Source organism: Rhodococcus sp. T9N (assembly GCF_024436645.1).
Taxonomy (GTDB): Bacteria; Actinomycetota; Actinomycetes; order Mycobacteriales; family Mycobacteriaceae; genus Rhodococcus_F; species Rhodococcus_F qingshengii.
This window is the reverse complement of record NZ_JAMSKS010000034.1, coordinates 15,626-39,490: the sequence shown is the minus strand read 5'-3', so window position 1 is coordinate 39,490 and position 23,865 is coordinate 15,626. Positions and strand designations below refer to the sequence as shown.

Genomic DNA, 23,865 nt, shown 5'->3' with positions numbered 1-23,865 from the left:
GTCCTACTTTCTTAGGTGCGGGTTTGATCCGGTCATTCGTAAGATCGGAGAGCCCCTGGGAGCTGCGGGTATGGCTGTCATGTTGGTGCGGCACGGACTGCTTCAAGGACATGGCCACCCGCAGCTTCTGCAACGACTCGACTGCTGATTGAGAATCGCGAGCCATCGCTGCTGTAGGACTGAGCCGGGGAGGTCGTTGCCAGGGAACCGCACGGATGGAGCAGATCGATCGAAGGGTGAAGCTGGTGCCGAACAAGTTGTGGGCTGGAATCGATATCGGTAAAGAGCATCACCACTGTGTGGTGATCGACGAGGCCGGTCAGCGGTTGTTCTCGAGCCGGATCGCTAACGACGAGACCGCGTTGACGACTCTGATCGACGAGGCACTCACGCTGGCAGCTGGTGGCGAGCTGTTGTGGGCGATCGACCTCAATCGAGGAGGTGCTGCCTTGGTGATCGGACTGCTCGCCGCCCGCAGTCAGCCAGTCGCGTACCTGACCGGCCTGATGATGCACCGGGCCGCGGCCGGGTACCGAGGTGAGGGAAAGACCGACCTGTTGACCGAACTACCGTGTCGGCCTTTCCGAAGATGCGTGCGGGGCTCGACTGGGCTCGCTAGGTTCGTTTCTCATGACCAACGACAGGGACGTGCCGCGCGAGTTGTCCGGACTGGTGGTCCCGGCGCTGGGGTTGCTCGAGGCGACGGAAGATCTGTTCGAGCCGTATCGACTCGTTGACGGTGATGGCACGGTGGTCGCGCCGGTAGCGGCGTTCTTTGCCGAGTTGGCGGCGTGCGGGAGACCGGCGACGACGCATCGTTCGTATGGGATGGATCTATTGCGCTGGTTCCGGTTCTTGTGGGTGCTCGAGGTGGACTGGGACCAGGCGACTCGAACCGAGGCACGTGATTTTTGCCGTTGGTTGCAGATCGCGGTCAAACCGGCGCGACCGCATTGGCGTTATCCCGACGGCGATGCCCTGCAGTCGGGTTTGCAGCAGGCCTCGTCGGGGTCGAATTCGTTGACCGGCAAGGCCATTCGCGGTGACCGGTACGAGGCGGCGACGGTTGCGCACTGTGAGAGCGTGTTGCGGGGCTTCTACGACTTTCACCTGGAGGCAGGCACTGGGCCGATGGTCAATCCGTTCCCGTTGTCTCGGCACCGCCGCGAAGGTCGGGCGAATGCGCACCACAACCCGATGGATCCGTTCCCCGGGCAACGCAGCGGCCGGTATCGCCCGAAGGTGGTGACGCGGGCGCCGCGCTGCATCCCGGACGACCGATTCGACGAGTTGTTCGCGCAGCTAGGTTCTCATCGCGACCGGGCACTGGTCGCATTCTGGGTCTCGACCGGGGCGCGGGCCTCGGAGTTGTTGGGCGCCAAGGTCTCCGATGTCGACCCTGGACAACAGTTGATCACCGTGATCCGGAAGGGAACCCGGGTGTTGCAACCGTTGCCCGCCGCACCTGACGCGTTCGTGTGGCTTCGGCTGTATCAGGCGCAGCTGAACGGTCTCGTTCCGTCCGGCCGGGACGAGCCGTTGTGGTGGACGCTGCGGCGCCCGTTTCGGGCGCTACGCTATGACGCGGCACGGGCGATGTTCACCCGCGCCAACGCAGCATTGGGTTCGAACTGGTCGCTGCACGACCTTCGCCACACCGCCGCGTATCGGATGGCTCGCGACCCGCAGGTGCCGCTGGCCGACATTCAATGGGTGATGGGCCACGCCAACCTGTCCACCACACAGCGCTACCTGAATCCGGTGACCGAGGAAGTGATCGCCGGGATGCTCACCTTCCATTCGCGTCGCCGCGACCGTCCCCCGGACGCACCGCCAGCTCCGGAATACCGCGCCGAGAGTCTGCAGATTATGTTCGGCAAGGACGCGACGTGACCTCCGCCAGCGGCCAGAGGATCTGGACGCCAACCGTTGACGCCCCGCTGGCAATCACCGAGTCGGCGAATCCGACCGGGGCGCAACTGCTCGCTTCGTTCCCGCCCCGGCCTGTCGCCGTGTCGTGGTCGGCAACCGAGCCGAGCCGCTCCGAGGTACTCGGTCGGGTCCTGTCCGCGCCGTTGGCGTTGGACAACCCGAACAGCCAACAGACTCGGCGGCTGGGGATCCTGGCGGTGCTGAGCTGGCTGCAGACCCAGTCCGGGGACAGCTGGCAGCAGCGGTGGCGGGCCAGCAGCGCGGAAGAGCAGCGGGACTGGCGGGATCTGGTCAGGCCCGACACCCTGCGCGCGAAACCGTTGCCGCACTTGAGCCCCGGGCTGCTGGTGCTGATCTGTGCCGATGTCATCCGGCCCAGTCAGGAGTGGTTGCTGCGGTTCGCGCCGGCGCGCCGCAACCTCGCCACCGAGATGGCCCGCACCCGGGACCCGGGAGCCTTCGCCGCACTCGCCCAGTTGTGCACGGATGGCGGGGTCGGACTGCAGAGCGGGCAGCAGGCACTGACCCGGATCGCGGTCATCATGGCCGCCAAGGGCGGCTCGGTCGACGCGGTGCGCGTCGGCGACTGCGTTGAGCTTCTCGGGATCGCAGCCCGCATGCGCGCCACATCCGAGGCTTACGCCCACAGCCCGTTGTTCTACCAGCTGCTGCGCGCGCACGGTGTCCTGAGCGAAGATGCGCCCGCCGCCATCGAGATGTTCTCCGGCCGCGGGCAACCGAGCTGTGAGCAGCTGATCGACCGCTACCGGATCGCCTGCCGGCCGGTGCGGGACGTGCTGGTCGATTACCTGCGGGAACGTCAGCTGTCGGTGGACTTCTCCTCGTTGCAACGCCTGGCTTACCTGCTCGGGAAGTTGTTCTGGGCCGATCTGCAGGCCCACCACCCTGGCATCGACTCGCTCACACTGCCTCGCGACGTCGCTGCGGCGTGGAAGCAACGCGCGCTCACCCGCACGAGGACCACCCACGACGGTGAACGGGTCGATGTCGCCTCGGCGCGACTGGACGGGCGCAGCGTGCTCACCGCGGTGCGAGCCTTCTACCTCGACATCGCCGAGTGGGCCGACGACGATCCGGCCCGATGGGGGCCATGGGCGGTGCGCTGCCCGGTCAGCGCCAGCGACGCCTCCCACAAGAAAGACCGGTCACAACGAAAGTCCCGCATGGACGCCCGCACCCGCGAACGGCTCCCGGTGCTGCCAGCGCTGGTCTCCTGGGTGGCGGCCGAACGCACCGGCGCCGCCGAGTTGCTCGCAGCCGCCGAACGCGCCAGGCCAGGTGAACTGTTCACCGCCGCCGGGGCGACCCTGCGCCGGTCGCAGATGAAGACAGAAACCACCGGCCGAATCTGGGCCGAAGATCCTGAGAGTGGACCGCGCCGCGATCTCAGTTTCGAAGAACACCGCGGGTTCTGGACGTGGGCTGTGGTGGAGGTATTGCGCCACACCGGAATTCGTATTGAGGAACTGACCGAGCTGTCCCACCACAGCCTGATCCAGTACCGGCTGCCGGCCACCGGCGAGCTGATCCCGTTGCTGCAAATTACCCCGTCGAAGACCGACACCGAACGGCTGCTGGTGATCTCACCCGAACTCGCCGACGTGCTGTCCGCGATCATCGCCAGGATCCGTCTCGGCCAGCCGCACGTGCCGCTGGTGGTCTCCTACGACAAGAACGAACGCGTCTACAACCCACCCATGCCGCTGTTGTTCCAATGGCACCGACGACTCGAGAACCGTGCGGTATCGGAGAGGGCGCTACGCCAATATCTCGACCACGCGCTGACTGCGATCGGCGTCAAAGACGCCAGTAATCGCCCGCTGCGCTACACCTTCCACGACTTCCGTCGACTGTTCATCACCGATGCGATCACTCACGGGATGCCGCCGCACATCGCCCAACTCGTCGCTGGACACCGTGACATCAACACCACCATTGGATACAAAGCCGTCTACCCCGAAGAGGTGATCAACGGTCATCGAGCCTTCATCGCCCGCCGCCGCGCGCTGCGCCCCAGCGAGGAATACCGCACCCCGACCGATGAGGAATGGGCGCAATTCGTCGGCCACTTCGAACAACGCAAGGTCGCCGTCGGCGACTGCGGCCGCTCGTACGACACTCCCTGCATCCATGAACACAGCTGTCTGCGCTGCCCGCTTCTGCGCCCCGACCCCGCCGCCCGACCTCGCCTCGAGCAGATCCGGGACAACCTCCTCGCCCGTATCGCCGAAGCCGAATCCCACCGCTGGTTCGGCGAGGCCGAGGGCCTGAAGGTCAGCCTCGTCGGTGCCCGCGCCAAGCTCGCCGAGATGGATCAGATCGCCGCCCGCCGCAACAGCGCGGTCACCTTGGGAATCCCCAGTTTCGCCGATTCCGCCGGCCGCACCATCACGACCCCGCTCAGCCATCAACCTCATCACTGAACTCGTCGAACAAGATTCCAACCCTCAAATTGCAAGATCATTTTTAGTTCGGAGAAGATGCCCGCGATGCGTTCGTCATCGCCGACCAGGCCGCGACCTCGGCCTGCTGCGGCCTGGCGATGACATCGCTGTAGACCTGCGCATCTTGACTGGTCACCGCCTCGATGTGGTCTTCGACCGCACCCGGCAGATCAACCGCCTGCGGGCACAGTTGCTCGAGGTCTGTCCAACGCTCGAACGTGCCCTGACCCTGACCAACCAAGGGCCTTTGATGCTGCTGACCAGGTACCAGACGCCGAGCGCGATCCGCCGCGCCGGAGTCGCCAGAATCGAAGCATGGCTGCGTAAGCAGCACGTCCGCGGCGCAGCGGCATTGGCACAGAAAGCCTCGGTAGCGGCCGCGCAGCAGAGCATCTCGCTGCCCGGGGAAACGGTGGCCGCGCAGATGATCGCCCGACTTGCGCAGGCGGTGATCACCCTCGACGCGGAAATCGCCGAACTCGACACCGCGATCGAGGAACGATTTCGCCGACATCGCTCCGCCGACATCATCGTGAGCCTGCCCGGTTTCGGTCCACTGCTGGCCGCGGAATTCCTCGCCGCCACCGGCGGCGACATGGCCGCGTTCACCAGCGTCGACCAACTCGCAGGATTCGCCGGCCTGGCACCGCAACCCCGCGATTCCGGACGGATCAACGGGAATCTGCGCCGTCCCCGGCGATACCACCGAGGTCTGCTGCGGACGATGTACCTCTCCGCCCAGATCTCGACCCGCCGAAGCGCACAATCGCACGCCTTCTATCACCGCAAACGCTCCGAAGGTAAAACACACAAGCAAGCCGTCCTCGCCCTCGCCCGCCGCCGCGTCAACGTCCTGTGGGCCATGCTCCGAGACAACACCATTTACCATGATTCACCTCCCGCCACGGGAGTCGTTGCTGCTTGACAACAAGATTGAGATGTCCTTGTACGCGAAAGGATTAACGATCGGTGAGATCTCCGCCCACTTCGCCGAAATCTACGGCGCCTCGGTGCCCCAAGAGACCATCTCGCGGATCACCGACAAGGTCCTCGAGGAGATGCAGGACTGGGCTGCCCGACCACTCGACGAGGTATACGCGGCGATTTTCGTCGATGCAATCGTCGTCAAAGTTCGAGACGGGCAGGTCGCAAACCGGCCGATCTACGCCGCGATCGGCGTCAGCCTCGACGGACACCGCGACGTGCTCGGATTGTGGGCCGGCACCGGCGGTGAGGGCGCCAAATTCTTCGATGAGCGTGCTGACGGACATTCGCAATCGCGGCACCCGGGATGTGTTCTTCCTGGTCTGCGACGGATTGAAAGGCCTGCCGGAAGTCGTCGAGAACGTATGGCCGGCCACGACGGTACAAACGTGCGTCGTGCATTTGATCCGCAACACCTTTCGGCTCTCGGGACGTCAACACTGGGACGCACTCAAACACGATCTCAGACCGATCTACACGGCACCGACCGAGGCTGCCGCTCACGCGGGGCTGGACGATCTCGCCGAGCACTGGGGTGAGAGGTATCCGGCGATCATCCGATTGTGGACCAACGCTTGGCAGGAGTTCATTCCGTTCCTCGATTACGACACAGAGATACGGCGAGTGCTCTGCTCTACCAACGCGATTGAGTCCCTCAATGCCCGTTATCGGAGGGCGGTGAAAGCTCGTGGCCATTTCCCTACCGAGGGGGCTGCGCTGAAGTGTCTGTATTTGGTGACACGTTCGCTCGACCCGACAGGCAAGGGCCAGGCACGATGGATAACGAGGTGGAAGCCCGCTCTGAACGCGTTTGCGATCACGTTCGCCGATCGTTGGCCGGGATCGGAAACTTACTGATGGAAAACCGCCGAAACACCGTTAAAGAGATAGACCCGCCGGGAGAGTGCTGGCGGTGCTTCTCGTGCGATGAACGGCGTAGCGGCCCGCATCGAGCACCGGTGTTTCTAGTGGTGTTGTGCTTGGGTGGCGATGTATCTGCCTCGCTCTTTGATGAGGTGTCTGAGGTAGATCATCGCGATGACAGATGCGGCGCGGCCGAGAATGCCGAAAGGCACACTGAACGTGACCACGTCCGTCATCAGTGTCTTCCCTGTTCGGTGGACTCGAAGCGGTGCTCGTGTGTGAACATCGTGAAGGGGCCGCGGACTTGTTCGTCCACGAACAACGTCGGCCGAAGGTACGAGGTGATCTTGCTGGTCATAGACCAGGTGAAACCTAAGTGACGGCCCGAGAATGTCACTTCGTCGTTCATCTTGAGTATTGCTTCAAGGAAATGTCGTGCCCCATCGAGGACTACCGCGATCAGCTCAGCCGGGAGCGTCAGCAAGGTTCTGTCCATCAACAACGCTTCACAATGACGAGGTTCCCCTTCCTACTCACAGGGGCAGACGAGATCATCGTTCTGCGATACCAGTGGGTCGTCGACCGCTTTTTCGGACAGATGCTCTACTGGCCGACCTTCTTTTCGGACAGATGCTCTACTGGCCGACCTTCGCCGGACTACCCGGTTTTCGACTCGGACGCGATCCGAAACCTGGATCGAAAGCTGAGTCCTTCAGCGCTGGAATGAACTACGTATTCGAGCGAACCGTGGGAGATTCCCTCGCCAACATCGTGCGAAACAGATAGCACCCCCAACCATCACCCAGGGACATGTCATCACCCCAGTTTCAGAGGGGGCAAGCGGATGAACTCAGGGAAGCTCGCAGTTAGAGATAAAGTAGTCGGTCCGCGACTGCTTCAGGCAGGCGCTCGATGGCTCCTGTCTGCTCGCTCAGCGTCCGCAGGTTCCACCATGTTGTCGCTCGGACCTCGTCCGGTGAAACTCCCCAGGCCTTGCTCAGCAAAAGTTCCGCACGCTCGATGTCGGCGGGCTTTCGGGCACGTACCTTCCGTGCTGGAAAGTCCGTTTCGCAGAGCACTCGATCTCGCGGTAAGAGCCTGATTTGTTCCAAGGTCATCGCGGCGTTGACGGAGAAAAAGGAGCCAGCGCCTATCGCACGTTGAGTGTCGGTTGCATCGCCGGTGAACCAGTGCAGGATGGCCCCTCTCATCGATGAGTCGTACAGATGGCTTACCACTTCCGTTGCGGCTCCGGTGCTGTGGATGGAGACGAGTACTGGTTCGTCTCGAACGATGGTCAGGATCTCGTGGAAAATGGCGCGCTGGCGCGTCCAGTCTCCGCCGCGTCGGTCCAGCCCTACTTCGCCGACCAGCGCGAACGAGGGAAGAAGCTTTCGGAATTGATCGGGGTCCCAGCCTTCGCGGGATGCTGCCACACCTGGGTGTACACCAATGCCCCAGATCAGGGTGCTGTTGCTCTGGTTCCTCACCTGGGCTGCTTCGGTGAGGCTCCGCGTCATCGCGAACACCACGGCCTCCCCCAATGCGGCGATCTGCGGACGTGTGACGTCGGGAGCGATGTGTGCGTGTGCATCAAGCGCGGGAAGTGGCATAAGGGTCATGTGAGGTCCACCTGTCCGAGTTCGGCAAGGCCCCGATGTGCGAGGTCTTCGATAGCGTCGAGGTCCGCGTCAGGGGGCCAAGTCCCAGCGTCGATCGCGCCGTCGTCGATCCCGCGTGCTGTGGCGTAACTGATAGCGGCGCGGTCACTGTACCGTCGCTCCAAGAGTTCATCGCGCCCCGCCGGGGTCAGGGTATCGGCGAGATAGATGGTGTGGTCGGTGATTCCGGCCGCGATGAAGGCTCCTTTGCGTGTGACGCAGGCGTAGCAAAGTCCGCAGTTCAAGGTCGAGTTGCCGCCCTTGATGCGAGCGCCATCAAGCTTGCTGCACGACACGGTTAAGCCCGCAATGTGCTCCCAGCCGGTTGGCGGATCGTTGTCGGCGACGAGCCGCATTTCTTCGCCCTTGGTGTAAGCGGCGAACGGGTTTCTCACCGAGATGTCCAGGCCTATGTCTTGCAACAGGGTGTTGATTCGATAGAAGGTCTCGGGGTGGGTTGACCTGGTGGAGAGCGCACCGGCCCGATTAGGGTGCAGCGGGAGGTTCAGGCTGGTGAACCCGTTCTCCGGGACCAAGAGCACGGAGGCGTTTCGCCTTGCAGCTGTTGCGACCCCGAGCGCAACGAACAGCAGCGAACGGCTGCGGCTGGAACTCTCCTTCTTCTGCCCGACCTGAGTGAATTCGATCTGCGTGTAAGACGGGGCAGAGGGATATGAGGATTGCAGCCACTGGCGAATCGTGTTCTGAGCGTGCCGGACAGCGGTCGCAGTGTCGTAATGGCCGACGAACAACGGCGCTTTATCACCGGTACCCAGCAAGTGGAGGGCACCGAGGTAGGAGTCCAGGCCGCCGCTCAGAAGCGCGACGGAGTCTACTGATCCCGAATCTTCACTGCACGCCGGATCGGGTTTCGTCGTCTGGTCCTGCACCAGCTCCAACTCCCAGGTGTCTCCGGTGAGCCAGCACAGCAACTGCGCAAACTGATCCGCGGGTCCGCCCTCCCACACAGAGGGGTCACAGACCTCGACCGTCAGATCGAGACGTCTGGTAAAAGACGCGGGCCTGTCGGAGAGGCGGTCCACCGCATAGGCGGCACCGGCGAGCCGGACGAGGTCAACAGCCTGGTTCGGGAGGTCTCCGAACGTCGGGAGCCACCAGCCAAGGCCGCTTTGAATCGTGTCCGTTTCGCCGGGTGCCATCGGCCATCTCAGCCGGTGGTGCGTCGCTGGGGTGCCAGTGGAGGAGTCCTCGCTGGAGACGTAAAAACTGGTCTGTGGCATGTCGGTTACCTTGCTCGAAGGACGCGGACGGCTCGTTGTGCCAGATCGGCTGCGGCCTGGTGCAGAGTATTCGCCCTCAGCGCGGGGGTGGTGTCGATGTCGAGGCCACGCACTTTCGCCTCGATCCAACCGCGCAGCATGCGCTCTCGGGTGAGGGCTTCGGCGCCGTCCAATGTTCCGTTGGTGATCTGGTTTTGCAGCTCAACGAGCCCGAGCTGGAAGATGTAGGCGCTGACAAACCCTTTTATCGCCTCGCTAGCAGTGGGTGCTTCCGCGTCGGTTGCGACGATCTTCTTGACCTGTTCCGTGGCGGCCTGCCGGATGGCGCGATCGTCGGGGTGCCCGTCGTCTCCGATCATGAGAGTGACCAACCTGCTGATACGAGCGCGTGGGCTGAGGCCATCAAACTCGGCGAGAGAGAGCCCGTAGTCTGCCAAGCCTTGGGCGTCGCGGTTGCGGAGCGCATACGCGGCGCCGATCGTTGCGCCACCCCGGGACGCCCCGCCGATGACTTGGCGAGAAGACCTGCTCCCGGACCTGCCAGTACCTGCCGATCGGCTGGTAGATCCGCCGCCGCCGCCAGCTCCCCCCGCGCCGGCACCGCGACGCCCAGGAACTCGCGGTCGCGGGATCGGCGGAACACTGTTGCCTTGCGATGAGGGGTCATCCCGCCACAATGCGTCAGCAAGTGCCTGTCCGACCCGATCAAGGTCGGGCTCGGGCCGGGCAGAATCAGGATCGAGCGGAGCGTCCGGAGAACCATTCGGATCGGTCGCTCCGTCGCCTTCGCTTGCGTCGGTATCGCCCAGACCACTCCAGGCGTCACGGAAGTCGTTCCACTCGGTCGAGTTGCTGCCGCCGTAGGCTCCACTAGTTCCCACGGAGGTCCTCCACTTCGTCGCGCGCAGTTTGTAGGGTCGAGGGGTGCAACGTGGCGTCTGCCGCTGCGCGACGGACCAGCGCGATCAGCGCGGGGCGGCCGCTGCTCGCGAGCTCGACGATCGCGCCCGGCGTCAGTCGAGTGCCCCAGCAGTGCGCTGCGATTGCAGTGGCGGCCGCATCATCGAGGGCATTGTTCTTGCCGACCCAGAGCACTGCGGCACGGACGACTGCTTCGGCGTCCTCAGTGCGTTTGCTCGCGGTGATTAGGACGTCGAGGGCTGCGAGCTGCTCGTCCTGCCCTCGCTCACAAAGGGTGTCGGCTGCAACATTGCGGGCTGCTTCGCTCTCTCCGAGCAGGGCATTGATGAGGTCGAGTACGTCATCCGATACCTGAGCGCCCATGCTGACGTTTATGAGGCTTGCAGCAAGGCTGATATAGGGGTCGAGGTCCTCCTCCCGCAATGCTGGCGAGGATGCTGCCCACTCTCGTGTCGCTTCGTCGATGCCCTCCGGGAGCGCGGCCGCCTCTTCGTCTCCTGCTGGGTTCGCCCACGACTCCCAGCGCATAAGCAGATCCTTACGAGCTTGAGCCGACACGCCGGCCAAGGTGTTGAACGAGGATCGGTAGAGCTCTTCGAGTAGCAGCATCTTGATCATCACTGCTGGCGCCACGGTGACGCCGCGTGCCCGGGCGATGGACTCGCGGACGCCAAAGGCGTTAAGGAACCGCTTTATCTGGCGCGGGTTCGAGCGGCGATCCGCGCTGAGGCCTTCAGCAAGTTGAGTCGCGAGCGAGAGATCCTCCGGATTCGGCGTCGCAGGCAGCGCTCCGAGATCGTGAAGCAGCGGGGCCTGATTCGCGTTTCGTCGAGTACGCACGTGATCAGCAAGTGCACGTAGTTGCCCAGCGTCCATGGAGCGACCGGCGATCAACAGCCCGATATAGGCCTCCGCGTCGGCGGCTGACAGACGAGGAAGCGTGATCGGAAGCTGGACGATTTTTTCCAGATACCGTTTCGCGAACACATCCCCTCGTCTCGCTCCGTCTAGGCTTACCGAGATCGCGTCGCGCACCATGTCCTGGTCTGCCGCGAGGACAAACACCATCTTTTCAGTCGAGAGGAACAGCTTGATGGCTTCGAGGGTGGCGGTCACCGCATCAGGCAGACACCGATCGAGGTCATCGACGAGGACTACGACCCGCTGCACATCAGGAATCAGCGCGAGCAGTTCCTTGTAGGCGCCGTTGAAGCCGGCCATCGAGTCCGGTCCCGCCGGGTCCTTCGGCCGGAAGATGTCAGCGATCTCCTGCGGGTCGACTTGAAAGGTCAGTGCTCCCTTGGCGATCGCAACTGCAGCTCGGCTCCAGCTGATACGCCCCAGCAGCTCCTTCGCTTTGTTCGCGACGCTCTCCTTGACACCTTCGTCCGTGATCTGAGATTGGATCCCGTGGAGTATCTCGGAGATCAGGGCGCCTTTGACGTCGTCCTGGTCGTCGTACGCCCACGGGTTGGTGGACACGACAAAGCACGTCCGGTCGCCTTTGAATGCAGCTTCGATGAGTTTGAGTATCGTTGATTTGCCCCCACCCCACGGGCTCTGCACGGACAGCGTCAGCGGGTGGATGTGATGCTCACGTACTGCCGAGACGATCGGATCTACCACCGCGTCGAAGCCGAGAAAATCCAGACTGCTGGGGTTGTCGTCCCACAGCCGGATCCGGGGGGAAGTCACTGCCATTACCGCCTCGCTCTCTGGCGATGGCTCGGCTGCGCGAGTCGCCTTAAATGATGGTGCATGCCATGCGAACTCTATGATCGCGCACGCCGATGGAAACTATCGAAGACACGACGATCAGGGATCTAAACAGGACTCTGCTTCTGCCGTGTCCTCGCCAACTCCGCAGATCCTCAGTTTCCCGTCGGCGTACTTCCCCGGTTGCCCCCTATTTTTTAGAAGGTCCTTGAATTTAGGGCTGCGACTTCCGCCGCTACACCCACAGGTCTGGAACGCGAGTTCTAGCCACCGAATTGTCGCGTGCACTTTATCCCGCAGTCGAGTGTTCCCCGAGCGTGTAGGCAAGTGCCGTGAGTAGTCCTGCCACTATGAGAGCGACAACGAATGAAACGGATGAGGGGATCCATGAGGCGATACGGTTGAGTCCGTCGTATCCGAATGCCGTTACACCGCTTGAGGTTGCCGCAATCGAGGAACCTCTCCAGATCCATTCGCTCGGGGTTTCACCCGTGACGAGTTCCGCGAATGAACGGTGAACAAGGTACTGCCCGAGGACGACAGCGCCACTCGCTGCCAGGCAGACCAGTAGGGACCCACCTGCTCCGGGTAGGTGGCGTACGAAATATGTCAGGGTGCCGGTGAATCCGAGGAATGCTGCGGCTGAGAAGAGGGCCGCGCTGAGGTAGCAGCCCAGCTCGTTGTCTCGGTACGGTGTGCGATCGATGTCGATCGCGACGAAGATCGCGGCGACGATTCCGACGAACAGCACGCCGGTCAAAACCAGTAGGGCGGTCCATCCCAGCCAGTTCCAGTGCGACCAGTCCGCGTAGTGGTTGACTGCCACTTCTTGCATGAGAGATACCACTCCATTGTCGGTGTCGTACGTTGAGTAATGTTGTGTTGGAGTATATTTCGATGCTTCGAGCACCACTGTTGAGGACTTCCCGCCGTCGATCAGCGGCAGCCTTTCAAGCGATGTGACCGTCTTGGCCTGAGAAGCAACTCCAGCGACTTCGGCTAGCCAGCGCCGTAGGCGTCAGTGTGGAGTTCGGCCGTAGCTGGGTCAGTTGCGCTCCAGTGTCCGCGCCAGCGGGTCGCTGGAGGCGCGAAGACCTGTCCGTTGCTTTGATCGGCGAACACATCTCCTCGGCTTGGTGCAATTTGACGTAGCGCGCGGTCAGAGCGGTCAGGCAACTGTTCAGTTGGACCGGATCAGCGCTGTTGTGTTCATCACGGAAGATTGCTTTGTCTTCGTCAGCTATGAGTGGGTGGGCGTGGACCATCTGCCACGGTGTGGCCGTGGTGACGGTTCCGCGGGCATCGAATTGCCGGCAGTAGAAGTTGTTGATCAATCCTGCACGCGCGCGCCAGATCTCGTTGAGGAGGTCGATGGCCGCGTTGCTGGTGCAGTGTTCGGTGGGTGCAGGAACGTCTTGGGCTTGACCGGTTTTCGGGGTGTGGGGTGTACCCAAGCGTAAGTAGAAGTCGACGTTCTGTTCTACGCACCAGTGCTCTATCCGTGCGGCGAGTTGTTCATCGGATGTTGTCGCTGTCAACGCTTCGATTGCGAAGGGAAGGTCGTGTCCGATCGAGGTCAGTGCCGCGCCCAGTGCATCGGCTTTGCGGTAGTCGAAGGAACGGTACGTCGTCCATCGTGTGGCGGTAGCTGTGCTGGTGAGGGTGACGATCGAGGATCTGTCTCCGTGGTGGTGGATCGTGGCTTCGATGTGTCCTGGTGCTGCTGAGGGCTGAGAGACGAGACGGCGGATCGGGGCGTCAGCGGCTACGAGCGCATGTGCCGGGCATAGGTTCGGGTGGGTACTGCGTGCACGCTCTGCGGCTAGGGTTCTGTCCACAGTCGCCGACGACATGCTCAACAACTGTTCTGTAGTTGCCGTCCCCGAGGTGAGGTGGCCGTGACGGATGAGTGCGTCGACGAGCGTGGGAAGCGCTGGGACGAGCCGCTTTCCGGTCGGCATGTCGAGAAGTTTCCAGCACCAGGTAAGTAATTCCACTGTCTCTGGGCTGTACTTCAGCCGTGATCGAGGTTGCGGGTCGACAGCTCTGGGGGTGGTGGTCCATTTCAGCACGCGGCGAGCGTGGCTTCGGTGCCATCCGGTGCGGGCGCACAGTTCGTCGAGAAGCACACCTTTGGTTCGCTTGTCCGCGCTGGCGTAGGCAAGGGCGATGTCTTCGACGATGCGCTGGTGGTTGTGCCCGCGTGCAGGTTCTAAGCGCTTGTTCGTTACCGACATTCAGGTCCCCTCCTGTGTTGGATCTGTCCTCCTATCTAGTTGTCGGATACCGAACGTCCCGAATCGACAGTTTCCGAAAGAATTTTTCGTTGCTGTTCGAGGAAGCGACGCTCGACATCGTTTTCGACCAAGATCAGGGCTTCGTCGAGAGCGCAGAGAGCTTCTTTGATGTTGCCGAGTCTGCGGTGCATGTCAGCTCGGGCTGCGGGCAGGTAGTGGTAGCCGGAAAGTTGGTGGTCGGTACCGAGAGGATCCAATGCCGCGAGGCCTGCTTTGGGACCGAAGGCTTCACCGATGGCGATGGCACGGTTGAGCGCGACGACTGGTGAGGGCCAGATGGTCACCATCTGGTTGTAGAGGTCCACGATCCGGATCCAGTCGGTTTCGTCCCATCTACCGGCTTGGGCGTGCACTGCGGCAATGGCTGCCATCAGTGCATAGCGGCTCGGGGGGCGCTGTTTCATCGCGTGGCGGGCCAGAGTGAGGCCCTCGTGAATTGCTGTGTGGTCCCAGAGTTGGCGGTCTTGTTCACTCAGTCGCAACAGTTGGCCGTCGCTGTCGGATCGAGCTTCGCGGCGGGCATCGGTCAGCAGGACCAATGCGAGGAGCCCTGTCGGCTCGGATTGGTGCGGTAGCAGCTCGTGCAGTAGTCGTGCCAGGTGCAGCCCGCGTTCAGTGAGATCCCGTCGTTGCAGCTCTGATCCGGAGGGGGCGGTGTGGCCTGTGGTGAAGACGAGGTGGATCACATCGACAACCGCATCGACCCGGCTGGCGAGTTCCTCTGCGGCTGGCTCGCGGTAGGGGATTCCGGCGGTAGCGATCTTCTTTTTGCCGCGGGTGATGCGTGCTGCCATCGTCGATTCCGATACGAGGAAGGCTCGTGCAACGTCCGGTGTGGAGAGCCCGCAGACCAGCCGCAAGGTCAGAGCCACGCGTGTGGAGACGGGTAGTGCTGGGTGACAGCAGGTGAAGATCAACCTGAGTCTGTCGTCGGGGATGTCTTGGTCGTCGAGGTTGTATGCGTCGCCGACGATGAGCAGGGGAAGCTTGGTGTCGAGCAAGTCGCGGCGTCGGATGAAATCGATGGCCCTTCTTCGCGCCACAGTGGTCAACCACGCGACGGGACTTTCGGGTACGCCATGTTCGGCCCAGTTGGTCAGGGCCGAGGCGTATGCCTCCTGCGCGCATTCTTCGGCGAGATCGAGGTCGAGGGTTGTTCGAGCCGCTGCGGCGAGAACGTATGCCCATCCCGTTCGGTGCGCGTCCGCGATTGCAGCGTGAACGCCAACTTGGTGCATCAGCTCGGTCCCCCTGTTGCCGTGATCCATCTGTTGCACGCGCGGTCAGATTCCGCGGATCGGACGTACTTCGATCCCGCCGAAAGGCGCCGGCAATTCGCGGGCGATGACCAGGGCGGCATCGAGGTCGTCCGCTTCGATGACGAAGAATCCGCCTATCACCTCCTTCGCTTCAGCGAACACCCCGTCGATGATGGTGACGCCGTCCCCATCGCCGCGGCGGAGACTGGTGGCGGACGAGGAACTGTGCAGCCTCCGCGACTGGGTCACTACATCGGCGTGATCGGCGAGGAATGCCTGATAGCGCGCTTCGAGGGCTCCGGGATCTTCTCGTTCGCATCGTTCGATCTGTTCTTCGTCTTCGTGAACCAACAGTAGATATTCCGGCATGCCCGCTCCCCTATTTCGCATTCAGTTGAGTTAACTCACTCTATATATGTCGAACGACAGGAAGCCGAAATCGACACTCTGGCCAATCTTTTCGCGAACCTCTTTGGTGATGCGACGACACGGTTTCGGGCAGTACTACAAGGTGTAAGACTATTTCGGATTCCAGTGTGCCGACTCATGTCTCGTTTCAGAGTCGGCGCTTTCATCTCGCTCCAATTTTCGGGAGGCGATTGTGAGTTCCCTCGTCAGCAGGGTCGCAAGCAGGCAGGCCGATGAGGTCGATTCGCGCTTTCACCTGGCACCAGGACTACGCCGTCAGATCAACAAGGTATTCCCCACGCATTGGTCCTTCTTGCTCGGCGAGATCGCCCTCTACAGCTTCGTGGTGTTGCTCATCACAGGCGTGTTCTTGACGTTGTTCTTCGACCCCTCACAGGCCGAGGTCGTCTATCAGGGGGCGTACCAACCGCTCAACGGGGTGGTGATGTCGCGTGCATACGAAACCTCACTCGATATTTCCTTCGAAGTGCGCGGTGGGTTGTTTGTCCGCCAGGTTCACCATTGGGCCGCACTGATGTTCGCGGCGTCGATGATCGTGCATATGGCGCGCATCTTCTTCACCGGTGCGTTTCGCCGACCCCGTGAAGTCAACTGGGTGATCGGATCCTTGCTCCTCATTCTGGCGATGTTCGAGGGCTTCTTCGGATACTCTCTGCCGGATGATTTGCTCTCCGGTACCGGATTGCGCTCGCCGCTCGGTGGAATCACGATGGCCATACCCGTCGTCGGTACATGGCTGCATTGGGCCATCTTCGGTGGTGAGTTCCCGGGGACGTTGCTGATCCCGCGGCTCTACGTCATGCACGTGCTCATCTTTCCGGGTTTGATCCTTGCTCTTGTCGCAGCGCACCTGGCGATTGTCTGGTACCAGAAGCACACACAATTCCCGGGGACTGCACGCACCGAGAACAATGTCGTCGGCGTCCGAATCCTTCCGGTGTTCGCGGCGAAATCGGGCGCCTTCTTTGCCCTCGTCTTCGGGATACTCGCCGTGATGGGTGGCCTGTTGCAGATCAATCCGATCTGGGTTCTGGGCCCATACAACCCTGCGCAAGTTTCTGCAGGCTCCCAGCCCGACTTCTACATGATGTGGACCGACGGTATAGCGCGCCTGATCCCGGCCTGGGAAATCTATCTGTTCAACCGGTACACCATTCCCTCGGCATTCTGGGTTGCACTCGCAATGGGTGCGGTGTTCGTCCTGATGATTGCGTATCCGTGGATCGAAAAGCGTTTGAGCGGTGAGGACAGCCATCACAATCTTCTGCAACGCCCCCGCGACGTTCCGGTGCGTACGGCAATCGGGGCGATGGCGATTGCCTTCTATGTCGTGCTGACGATTTCCTGTGTCAACGACCTCATCGCGCTGAAATTTCACATATCGCTCAACGCGATGACCTGGGCGGGACGAATCGGTGTGATCGTCTTGCCAGCGATAGCGTATTTCGTGACTTACCGGTTCTGCATCGGCCTGCAGCGCAGCGACCGCGCGGTCCTCGAACACGGCATCGAGACAGGCATCATCAAACGCTTGCCGTCAGGGGCCTATCTGGAAACGCATCAGCCGCTCGGACGCGACGGCGAGGCGTTGGATTATCAGGGAGCGGCAGTTCCCAAGCGGATGAACAAGCTCGGCGCCGCGGGAAGACCCTATCCCGGTTCACTTTTGGGTCCGGACCCTGAGGACGAAGTTCAAGCACTGAACCGCGCGGAGGAAGAGTCCGAGCACGAACTTCTTGCCACTCTCAGTCAGCGCCAGATCACCGGATCGGCCGACTAACCGCACGCAAACGACACTGCGGGGCGCTCCTGGAATCAGGGGCGCCCCGCAGTTCGGCATGGTCACGGCTGGCCATACGTCGAGTGCTTCTTGCCGGTTTTACCGTGCGGTGGAGCGGTCGACCACAGTCCTGTATTCGGTGGTGATTTCACGAAGGCGCCGGGCTGGGGCGGCCGCAGGATCGCCGGCGCGGGAGGCTGTCTTCTTCTCGGACTCGTTCATCGCCCGATTTGCCTCAACGATGCTTGTTGTCGGGATGATGCGCATCGCTTCGTAGGATCGCAGTGCCGAGACCGGGTCGGTTGCCCGTGTGAAGCACTCTGCCAGTGCGCCGGCGTCGATGATCGCCTGGGATGCTCCGTTGGCCCCGATCGGGTACATCGGGTGCGCCGCATCGCCGAGTAGCGTCACCCGGCCGGAGCCCCAGTGACTCAACGGATCCCGGTCGACCATCGGGTACACGGAGACCTGCGGAGAGCGGGCTGCCAACTCTGTCAGGTCGAACCAGTCGAAATCCCATTCTGCGAGTGCGTTGACGAGTCCGGTGCGCTCGTCTTCGCTCGGGCTTCGTCTGTCGGAGGGAGTCAAGCAGACCCAGTTGAGCAGGGTCCTCCCCTCTACGCTCGCTTGTTCGCTGCAGGGATACGCCACCAGGCGAGTGCCCGTGCCGTCGTTGGCGATGATCATTGTCACGCCGTCGAGAAAGATGTACGGCAGGTCGGCCAATCCTCGCCACATGGTGGTTCCCGCGACGCTGACCGGCGCCTCGTCAGGATGAAGCCAGCGCCTGACGGTCGAGTGCAGCCCGTCAGCTCCGACAAGGACGTCGGTGTCGAGTATGCGGCTTCGGCCGTCCGAGTTCACGACGGTCAGTTGTATCGCCGTCTCGCCGCTGCCAGAGATGTTGGACAGCCGGGCGTCGGAGTGCACGGCTCCTGGCCCGAGTCGCTCGGTTACCGCGTCGAGGAGCATCATCTGCAGGTGACCCCGGTGCACGGAGTACTGCGGATAGTCGTGGCCCGCTGCGATTCCTCGGGGTTCGGTCCACAGGGTCCGACCGCGATGGTCGACGTATCGATGAGCCTGTGTGGCAACGCCGATCCTCGCGAGCTGATCGGCCAGGCCCAGTCTGGACAGTTCGGCGATCGCGGTGGGCTGGACGTTGATCCCGACGCCCAGGGGAACGATCTCGGGTGCGGATTCGAACAGCGCAGCCTCGTGGCCTCGCTCGTGCAGGGCCAGAGCGGCGGACAATCCGCCGATCCCGGCCCCGGCGATACTGATCGGGGGGCGTGTCGTGGTCAGGTCTTTGCTGGCCATCGCTGTAGTCCTTTCGGGTGCCGACAAAGAGAAGGCCCAGGCGGAACCGGTGGTTCCCGCCTGGGCTCTGTGGTGGATGTTGGTATTGATCAGGCCTGTGTCACCGAGGCGACCGAATAGGGGCCTGGTGCCGGGGTGGCAAGCTCGGCCGCCTTCTTCGCGAAGACCTGCGCGTCGGGATTGGTGGCCACGGCCTTGATGTCGTCAGGGCTGCTCCACTGGGCCAGGTTGACGACACGAGAACCGTCCCGGCTGGCGAAGAGATTCACCGAGATGAAGCCGGGCTGGTGCTTGATGACCTTCTCGGTGCCCTCGTTGAGGACATCGATCAAGTCCTGCTGCTTCGCCGGGTCCTTGAGTTCCAGAATGTTGATGAATGTTGCGACCTTGTCGCCTTCACGAATCACTGTCTCAGTCATGCCATTACGGTAATCCGCCGTTCCTGCGCTGGCTAGGGTTCGGGTGAGCCGTAGACAGCTTTCCGCGCCGAATACCTGTCCTCGCGAGCATCATTGGTGATTCATCAGACACGCTGGCGCGTAATCACTTGATTCGTCACACTTTTCGCGAGCACAGATCTGATGCAACGCTTGCGCGCATCTTCAGTGAGGCGTCATATCGTTGCAGATCTCGGAGCCATACTGTCATCGTTAGGGCGTCAGTTACCACCGAGTCAACGGCGCACCCGTTCGGATCGTGCGCACAGCGAATCGAAATCGTTGCCACTCAGTGATTTTCCGAGTTTCAGGCATGTGCACATTCCGAGAGGTCATGCGATGTACGAAGTTTTCGGCCCCGAGCAAGAGGCGGCACGTTCAAGGAATCGGAGCGTGGTCGCTCGTTATATGCAGACACGGGGCCTCGATCGGTTGAGAAGACACGAACTGTTCACCCAGGACGGCGAGGGCGGCCTGTGGACTACCGAGACCGGCGAACCGATCATGATCAAGGGAAGAGATCGACTCGCTGAACATGCCGTGTGGTCGCTCGAGTGCTTCCCGGACTGGTCATGGTTCAACATCGAGATCTTCGATACACAGGATCCCGATCGCTTCTGGGTCGAGTGCGACGGCGCCGGCATCATCCGATTCACCGGCTATCCCGAAGGCCGCTACGAGAATCATTTCATCCATTTCTTCCGCTTCGTGGACGGAAAGATCAGCCAGCAGCGCGAATTCATGAATCCCTGCCAACAGTTCCGGGCCCTGGGCATTGCGGTGCCGAACGTGATCCGCGAGGGAATTCCGACCTGACAACGACCGCCCCCAGCAATTCGACCTAGCGGAGTGATTCGTGATCCCCTCAGCATTGACGTCGATGGTGAATTCTCACCAGCCGCCGTGGCATGACCATCCCCAACTCGACCTCGTTCGCAACGTGCTCGAGACGACCACCGTCATTGCGAGTCCGGTCGAAATCGACCAACTCGCGCGACGCCTGCGCGCCGTTGAGGCCGGACACGCGAGCATTCTCCAGATGGGCGATTGCGCGGAAGACCCCGCGCACTGCACGCCCGACCACGTCCATCGCAAGCTTGATCAGCTCACCGCCAGCGCCGGTGCCGTGGCCACCCCTACCGGTCTTCCGGTTGTTCAGGTCGGCCGTATCGCCGGACAGTTCGCCAAACCTCGCTCCAAGGCAACGGAGACCATCGGTGATCGCGAAGTGGTCACCTATCGGGGCCACATGGTGAACCTGCCCGACAGTGACGAGGTCAGCCGGACGCCGGATCCGCTCCGGATCCTGATGGGGTACCTGACTTCTCGGCAAGTCGCTGCCACCATTGCCGGCTTCAACCGCGGGCGAGCCTTGGAAGATCGGGTATGGACCAGTCATGAGGCGTTGCTACTCGATTACGAACACCCCATGATGCGGCCGGGAAGCGATGAACGCACGTATCTGACCTCCACACACTGGCCGTGGATCGGCGAACGGACGCGCAACGTCGACGGCCCCCACGTCGCCACACTCGCTCACATCGCAAACCCCTCGGCATGCAAAGTCGGCCCCACCGCCACCGAAGACGATCTCGTAGCGCTGTGTTCTCGGCTCGACCCGTATCGCGAACCCGGCAAACTCGCCTTGATCACACGGATGGGGGCCCAACACATCCGTACTGGACTGCCGGCGCTGATGAATGCGGTCCGTGCGGCTGGGCACCGTGTGCTGTGGATCTGTGATCCGATGCACGGCAACACGCTCAGCACAGACGATGGCACCAAGACCCGAGTCGTCGACGACGTCATCGCCGAGATGGCGGGCTTCGTCAGTGTCGCTGACCAGACCGGAACCCGGGTTCACGGGTTACATCTGGAGACGACCCATCTGACTGATGTCAGCGAATGCGTCTGGTCGAGTACAGATCTCGCCTCCGCGCGGCCCAGTAGTTCGCTGTGCGATCCGAGGCTGAACCCGGAGCAGGCTGCTTGCGTCGTAGAGGCGTGGGGCGAAATGCTCGCACGACATTACCGAGTATCGGAGACGACGTCATGAGTCGTGATCTCACTGTCGAACCGTACCTGCTTCCCAGCCCAGGAGAGATGCCGGAAGCGTTGGTGGACTGGGATATCCATCCACGACAGGCAACTTTGCTCATCCATGACATGCAACGCTACTTTCTGTCGCCGTTCCCCGACGCGATGCGTTCGGAGATCGTGGGCAATGTTCGCGATCTGCATTCTTGGGCGCAGCGGGTAGGGGCGGCGACGGCTTATACCGCGCAGCCGGGCCGGATGAACGTCACAGATCGCGGACTGTTGCGGGATTTCTGGGGCCCGGGGATGCAGACCACGGATGCGGACCGAGCACTTGTCCCCGAGCTCGAACTCGGTGACGATGCATGGCCCTTCGTCAAGTGGCGTTACAGCGCCTTCCACCGATCCGACCTGCTCGCCCGCATGCGCGAGAACGGTCGCACGCAACTTGTCCTGTGCGGGGTGTACGCCCATGTCGGCATTCTTGCCACCGCCCTGGATGCGTACACCCATGACATCGAAGTGTTCCTCGTCGGCGACGCAGTTGCCGACTTCACCGCTGCAGACCACCGCCACACGCTCGAATACACCTCACGCTGCTGTGCACGTGTCGTCGCCACGAAGTGGGTGACCGAGCGATGAGTCCGCCGCTCTCGACCGATCTCCTGACCGAGATACTGGCCGGCAACCGCTCGGTGTACGCCCTCCTCTGCCGCGCCGATCCTGCCACCGGTGCTCGCACCGTCACAGCGTTGTCCGGGCAGCTCCGTCAGCACGAGCTGATCGAGGAAATATCCACGACCGCTGATGTATTCGTCCTTCTTCCCTATCGTCAGATACGCGAACGCGGCTATCCGGCTCACGATGATGGCGCCCCGCTGCTCGCCATCTACATCGACGAACAGCAGGACTACCCCCTGACCAGCGTGCTCGACAAACTCCCGCGCCGCTCCTTCGCCCTCACCGACGGGCACTTCGACAGCTCCGACGCCGACTACGAACGGAAAGTCGCAGCGATCGTGTCCGAGGAGATCGGCAACGGGCGCGGAGCGAACTTCGTGATCAAACGCGAATTCTCCGCCGAGTGCACGCCCTACAACTCGACAGTCCCTCTATCCGCGTTCGGGGAGCTCCTCGACAACGAACGCGGCGCCTACTGGACCTTTCTCGTGCACACAGAAGGTCTGGTACTCGTCGGCGCATCACCTGAACAGCATGTTGTCCTCGACAACGGCACCGCCGTGATGAACCCAATCAGCGGAACCTACCGCTATCCGCCCGGCGGGCCGACTCTGGACGGAGTTCAACAGTTCCTCGACGACCGCAAGGAAACCGACGAGCTGTACATGGTGGTCGATGAAGAACTGAAGATGATGTGTCGTATCTGTGAACCCGGCACCACTCGAGTCCACGGACCAGCGCTCAAGGAGATGGCGTGGGTCGCTCATACCGAGTATTTCATCGAGGGGCAGACGCGCCGCGACCCACGAGAGATATTGCGGGAAACGATGTTTGCGCCCACCGTGACCGGAAGCCCGGTAGAAAGCGCGACCGAGGTCATCGCACGCTACGAGACGACCGGTCGCGGTTATTACAGCGGTGTGGCGGCATTGATCACCCGCTCCGGTGGCGGGGCGCCGACTCTCGATTCGGCGATCCTGATTCGTACAGCGGCGATCGAGCCTGACTGTGGTCGTGTACGAGTTGCTGTGGGGGCCACGTTGGTCCGCCATTCCGATCCTGGGGCCGAAGTCTACGAGACCCATGCCAAGGCGCAATCAGTTCTGGCGGCATTCGGGCACAGCAAGCCCCATGCCAGCTGGAATCGGCACCCGATGATCACCACCGCCTTGGCGCATCGCAATGACCAGATCGCAGGATTCTGGTCGCCGAACTACCCCCACGACGTCCGCTCCCGGGTACTGGACGGGCGTAAGGCGCTCGTCGTGGATGCCGAAGACACGTTCACTGCGATGCTCGACCATCAGTTGCGCTCGCTCGGCTTGACGGTCACTGTGCGGCGATTCGACGACATGTACACCACCAGTGACCACGATCTGGTCATCGTCGGGCCGGGGCCCGGTGATCCCACAGACGTCGATGACGAGAAAATCGTGCACCTGCGAGCACAGATCGACGACCTGCTCTCGACGCAGCGACCGTTCCTCGCGATTTGCTTGAGCCATCAAATCCTGGCCTCGCGTCTCGGTCTCCCCCTCACCCGCAGAGCTGAGCCGAACCAGGGTAAACAGGCGCGCGTCGACGTCTTCGGGCAGAGCGAGAACGTCGGCTTCTACAACACCTTCGAAGCACGCAGTGCTCCCGGCCGGATCGATGTCGCGGGCGTCGGCCCGGTCACTGTTTCCGCGGACACGGCCACCGGAGCAATCCACGCCCTCGAAGGGCCTCACTTCGCGTCCGTTCAGTTCCATCCCGAGTCGATCCTGACAGTGAACGGCCCTCGCATCCTCGCTCACATGTCCGAAAGGCTGCTCTCGACGTGAAACTCGAATACATCATGT

The 23,865-nt window shown here is 62.2% G+C and carries 20 protein-coding genes and 2 pseudogenes; 10 read left to right on the top strand and 12 right to left on the bottom strand.

Annotated elements, in window-relative coordinates; translation table 11 throughout:
- Window positions 1-215: 215 nt before the first annotated feature.
- The 5 genes and pseudogenes from M1L53_RS34945 to M1L53_RS31665 all read left to right on the top strand — a co-directional run.
- Window positions 216-737 (top strand): transposase, encoded by a 522-nt coding sequence (locus M1L53_RS34945; protein ID WP_315974192.1) that lies wholly within the window; start codon window positions 216-218, stop codon window positions 735-737.
- Entirely contained in the window at window positions 631-1,893 is a 1,263-nt protein-coding gene (locus M1L53_RS31680) for a site-specific integrase (RefSeq protein ID WP_042448088.1), read from the top strand. Before M1L53_RS34945 ends, M1L53_RS31680 begins: the two co-directional genes overlap by 107 nt.
- Window positions 1,890-4,376, top strand: a complete 2,487-nt coding sequence (locus M1L53_RS31675; RefSeq protein ID WP_236737408.1) for a site-specific integrase — start codon at window positions 1,890-1,892, stop codon at window positions 4,374-4,376. The genes M1L53_RS31680 and M1L53_RS31675 overlap by 4 nt, the downstream gene beginning before the upstream one ends.
- Before the next feature lie 56 nt (window positions 4,377-4,432).
- Window positions 4,433-5,322: pseudogene (locus M1L53_RS31670) on the top strand (IS110 family transposase); the annotation flags it as partial.
- Window positions 5,323-5,335: 13 nt separating this feature from the next.
- Window positions 5,336-6,239 (top strand): annotated as a pseudogene (locus tag M1L53_RS31665) (IS256 family transposase); the annotation flags it as partial.
- A gap of 107 nt (window positions 6,240-6,346) precedes the next feature.
- Here M1L53_RS31665 and M1L53_RS31660 read toward each other — a convergent pair.
- The 10 genes from M1L53_RS31660 to M1L53_RS31615 form a co-directional block, all read right to left on the bottom strand.
- Complete coding sequence (locus M1L53_RS31660; protein WP_261949441.1) at window positions 6,347-6,481, bottom strand: hypothetical protein; 135 nt, start codon at window positions 6,479-6,481, stop codon at window positions 6,347-6,349.
- Window positions 6,481-6,741, bottom strand: coding sequence for a hypothetical protein (locus M1L53_RS31655; RefSeq protein WP_209907595.1), 261 nt, complete (start codon window positions 6,739-6,741; stop codon window positions 6,481-6,483). The genes M1L53_RS31660 and M1L53_RS31655 overlap by 1 nt, the downstream gene beginning before the upstream one ends.
- A 370-nt stretch (window positions 6,742-7,111) precedes the next feature.
- Window positions 7,112-7,867, bottom strand: coding sequence for a TatD family hydrolase (locus tag M1L53_RS31650; RefSeq protein WP_209907597.1), 756 nt, complete (start codon window positions 7,865-7,867; stop codon window positions 7,112-7,114).
- Window positions 7,864-9,147 carry a queuosine biosynthesis protein queC gene (locus M1L53_RS31645; protein WP_209907606.1) on the bottom strand — a complete coding sequence of 428 codons (1,284 nt, stop codon included), beginning with the start codon at window positions 9,145-9,147 and terminating at the stop codon, window positions 7,864-7,866. Before M1L53_RS31645 ends, M1L53_RS31650 begins: the two co-directional genes overlap by 4 nt.
- 5 nt (window positions 9,148-9,152) lie before the next feature.
- Complete coding sequence (locus tag M1L53_RS31640) at window positions 9,153-10,028, bottom strand: hypothetical protein (RefSeq protein WP_209907608.1); 876 nt, start codon at window positions 10,026-10,028, stop codon at window positions 9,153-9,155.
- Window positions 10,018-11,763 (bottom strand): P-loop NTPase fold protein, encoded by a 1,746-nt coding sequence (locus tag M1L53_RS31635; protein WP_209907614.1) that lies wholly within the window; start codon window positions 11,761-11,763, stop codon window positions 10,018-10,020. Before M1L53_RS31635 ends, M1L53_RS31640 begins: the two co-directional genes overlap by 11 nt.
- Before the next feature lie 310 nt (window positions 11,764-12,073).
- On the bottom strand, window positions 12,074-12,619 hold the full coding sequence (locus tag M1L53_RS31630; RefSeq protein ID WP_222671169.1) for a hypothetical protein: 546 nt from the start codon (window positions 12,617-12,619) through the stop codon (window positions 12,074-12,076).
- Between the two features lie 115 nt (window positions 12,620-12,734).
- Entirely contained in the window at window positions 12,735-14,021 is a 1,287-nt protein-coding gene (locus tag M1L53_RS31625) for a hypothetical protein (RefSeq protein ID WP_209907623.1), read from the bottom strand.
- A 35-nt stretch (window positions 14,022-14,056) separates the two neighbouring features.
- Window positions 14,057-15,319 (bottom strand): RNA polymerase sigma factor, encoded by a 1,263-nt coding sequence (locus tag M1L53_RS31620; protein ID WP_209907625.1) that lies wholly within the window; start codon window positions 15,317-15,319, stop codon window positions 14,057-14,059.
- A 45-nt stretch (window positions 15,320-15,364) separates the two neighbouring features.
- A complete protein-coding gene (locus M1L53_RS31615; RefSeq protein ID WP_021334696.1) occupies window positions 15,365-15,709 on the bottom strand; it encodes a YciI family protein in 345 nt (114 codons plus the stop codon).
- Between the two features lie 232 nt (window positions 15,710-15,941).
- On the opposite strand from M1L53_RS31615, the gene M1L53_RS31610 reads away from it, so the two are divergent.
- Window positions 15,942-17,549, top strand: coding sequence for a cytochrome bc complex cytochrome b subunit (locus M1L53_RS31610; RefSeq protein WP_372461207.1), 1,608 nt, complete (start codon window positions 15,942-15,944; stop codon window positions 17,547-17,549).
- Window positions 17,550-17,648: 99 nt separating this feature from the next.
- Here M1L53_RS31610 and M1L53_RS31605 read toward each other — a convergent pair whose 3' ends face one another.
- A complete protein-coding gene (locus M1L53_RS31605) occupies window positions 17,649-18,869 on the bottom strand; it encodes an FAD-dependent monooxygenase (RefSeq protein ID WP_209907627.1) in 1,221 nt (406 codons plus the stop codon).
- 89 nt (window positions 18,870-18,958) lie between these two features.
- The gene (locus tag M1L53_RS31600) at window positions 18,959-19,288 is read right to left on the bottom strand and encodes an antibiotic biosynthesis monooxygenase (protein WP_021334645.1); all 330 of its coding nucleotides are present in this window, start codon (window positions 19,286-19,288) and stop codon (window positions 18,959-18,961) included.
- A 357-nt stretch (window positions 19,289-19,645) separates the two neighbouring features.
- On the opposite strand from M1L53_RS31600, the gene M1L53_RS31595 reads away from it, so the two are divergent.
- From M1L53_RS31595 to M1L53_RS31580, 4 genes are read left to right on the top strand one after another with little or no spacing between them, the layout of a single operon-like run.
- The gene (locus M1L53_RS31595; protein WP_047269924.1) at window positions 19,646-20,122 is read left to right on the top strand and encodes a PhzA/PhzB family protein; all 477 of its coding nucleotides are present in this window, start codon (window positions 19,646-19,648) and stop codon (window positions 20,120-20,122) included.
- Between the two features lie 40 nt (window positions 20,123-20,162).
- Window positions 20,163-21,362, top strand: a complete 1,200-nt coding sequence (locus M1L53_RS31590) for a 3-deoxy-7-phosphoheptulonate synthase (protein WP_261779125.1) — start codon at window positions 20,163-20,165, stop codon at window positions 21,360-21,362.
- Entirely contained in the window at window positions 21,359-21,985 is a 627-nt protein-coding gene (locus M1L53_RS31585) for an isochorismatase family protein (protein WP_209907635.1), read from the top strand. The genes M1L53_RS31590 and M1L53_RS31585 overlap by 4 nt, the downstream gene beginning before the upstream one ends.
- The gene (locus M1L53_RS31580) at window positions 21,982-23,847 is read left to right on the top strand and encodes an anthranilate synthase family protein (protein WP_209907636.1); all 1,866 of its coding nucleotides are present in this window, start codon (window positions 21,982-21,984) and stop codon (window positions 23,845-23,847) included. Before M1L53_RS31585 ends, M1L53_RS31580 begins: the two co-directional genes overlap by 4 nt.
- The last annotated feature ends 18 nt before the right edge of the window (window positions 23,848-23,865 follow it).

Excerpts from the sequence above, each read along its gene's own strand:
- M1L53_RS34945 (WP_315974192.1), top strand. The coding sequence starts at position 216 with ATGGAGCAGATCGATCGAAGGGTGAAGCTGGTGCCGAACAAGTTGTGG.
- M1L53_RS31600 (WP_021334645.1), bottom strand. The coding sequence starts at position 19,288 with ATGACTGAGACAGTGATTCGTGAAGGCGACAAGGTCGCAACATTCATC.
- M1L53_RS31630 (WP_222671169.1), bottom strand. The coding sequence starts at position 12,619 with ATGCAAGAAGTGGCAGTCAACCACTACGCGGACTGGTCGCACTGGAAC.
- M1L53_RS31605 (WP_209907627.1), bottom strand. The coding sequence starts at position 18,869 with ATGGCCAGCAAAGACCTGACCACGACACGCCCCCCGATCAGTATCGCC.
- M1L53_RS31650 (WP_209907597.1), bottom strand. The coding sequence starts at position 7,867 with ATGACCCTTATGCCACTTCCCGCGCTTGATGCACACGCACACATCGCT.
- M1L53_RS31585 (WP_209907635.1), top strand. The coding sequence starts at position 21,359 with ATGAGTCGTGATCTCACTGTCGAACCGTACCTGCTTCCCAGCCCAGGA.
- M1L53_RS31615 (WP_021334696.1), bottom strand. The coding sequence starts at position 15,709 with ATGCCGGAATATCTACTGTTGGTTCACGAAGACGAAGAACAGATCGAA.
- M1L53_RS31660 (WP_261949441.1), bottom strand. The coding sequence starts at position 6,481 with ATGACGGACGTGGTCACGTTCAGTGTGCCTTTCGGCATTCTCGGCCGC.
- M1L53_RS31680 (WP_042448088.1), top strand. The coding sequence starts at position 631 with ATGACCAACGACAGGGACGTGCCGCGCGAGTTGTCCGGACTGGTGGTC.
- M1L53_RS31595 (WP_047269924.1), top strand. The coding sequence starts at position 19,646 with ATGTACGAAGTTTTCGGCCCCGAGCAAGAGGCGGCACGTTCAAGGAAT.
- M1L53_RS31580 (WP_209907636.1), top strand. The coding sequence starts at position 21,982 with ATGAGTCCGCCGCTCTCGACCGATCTCCTGACCGAGATACTGGCCGGC.
- M1L53_RS31620 (WP_209907625.1), bottom strand. The coding sequence starts at position 15,319 with ATGCACCAAGTTGGCGTTCACGCTGCAATCGCGGACGCGCACCGAACG.
- M1L53_RS31645 (WP_209907606.1), bottom strand. The coding sequence starts at position 9,147 with ATGCCACAGACCAGTTTTTACGTCTCCAGCGAGGACTCCTCCACTGGC.
- M1L53_RS31625 (WP_209907623.1), bottom strand. The coding sequence starts at position 14,021 with ATGTCGGTAACGAACAAGCGCTTAGAACCTGCACGCGGGCACAACCAC.
- M1L53_RS31655 (WP_209907595.1), bottom strand. The coding sequence starts at position 6,741 with ATGGACAGAACCTTGCTGACGCTCCCGGCTGAGCTGATCGCGGTAGTC.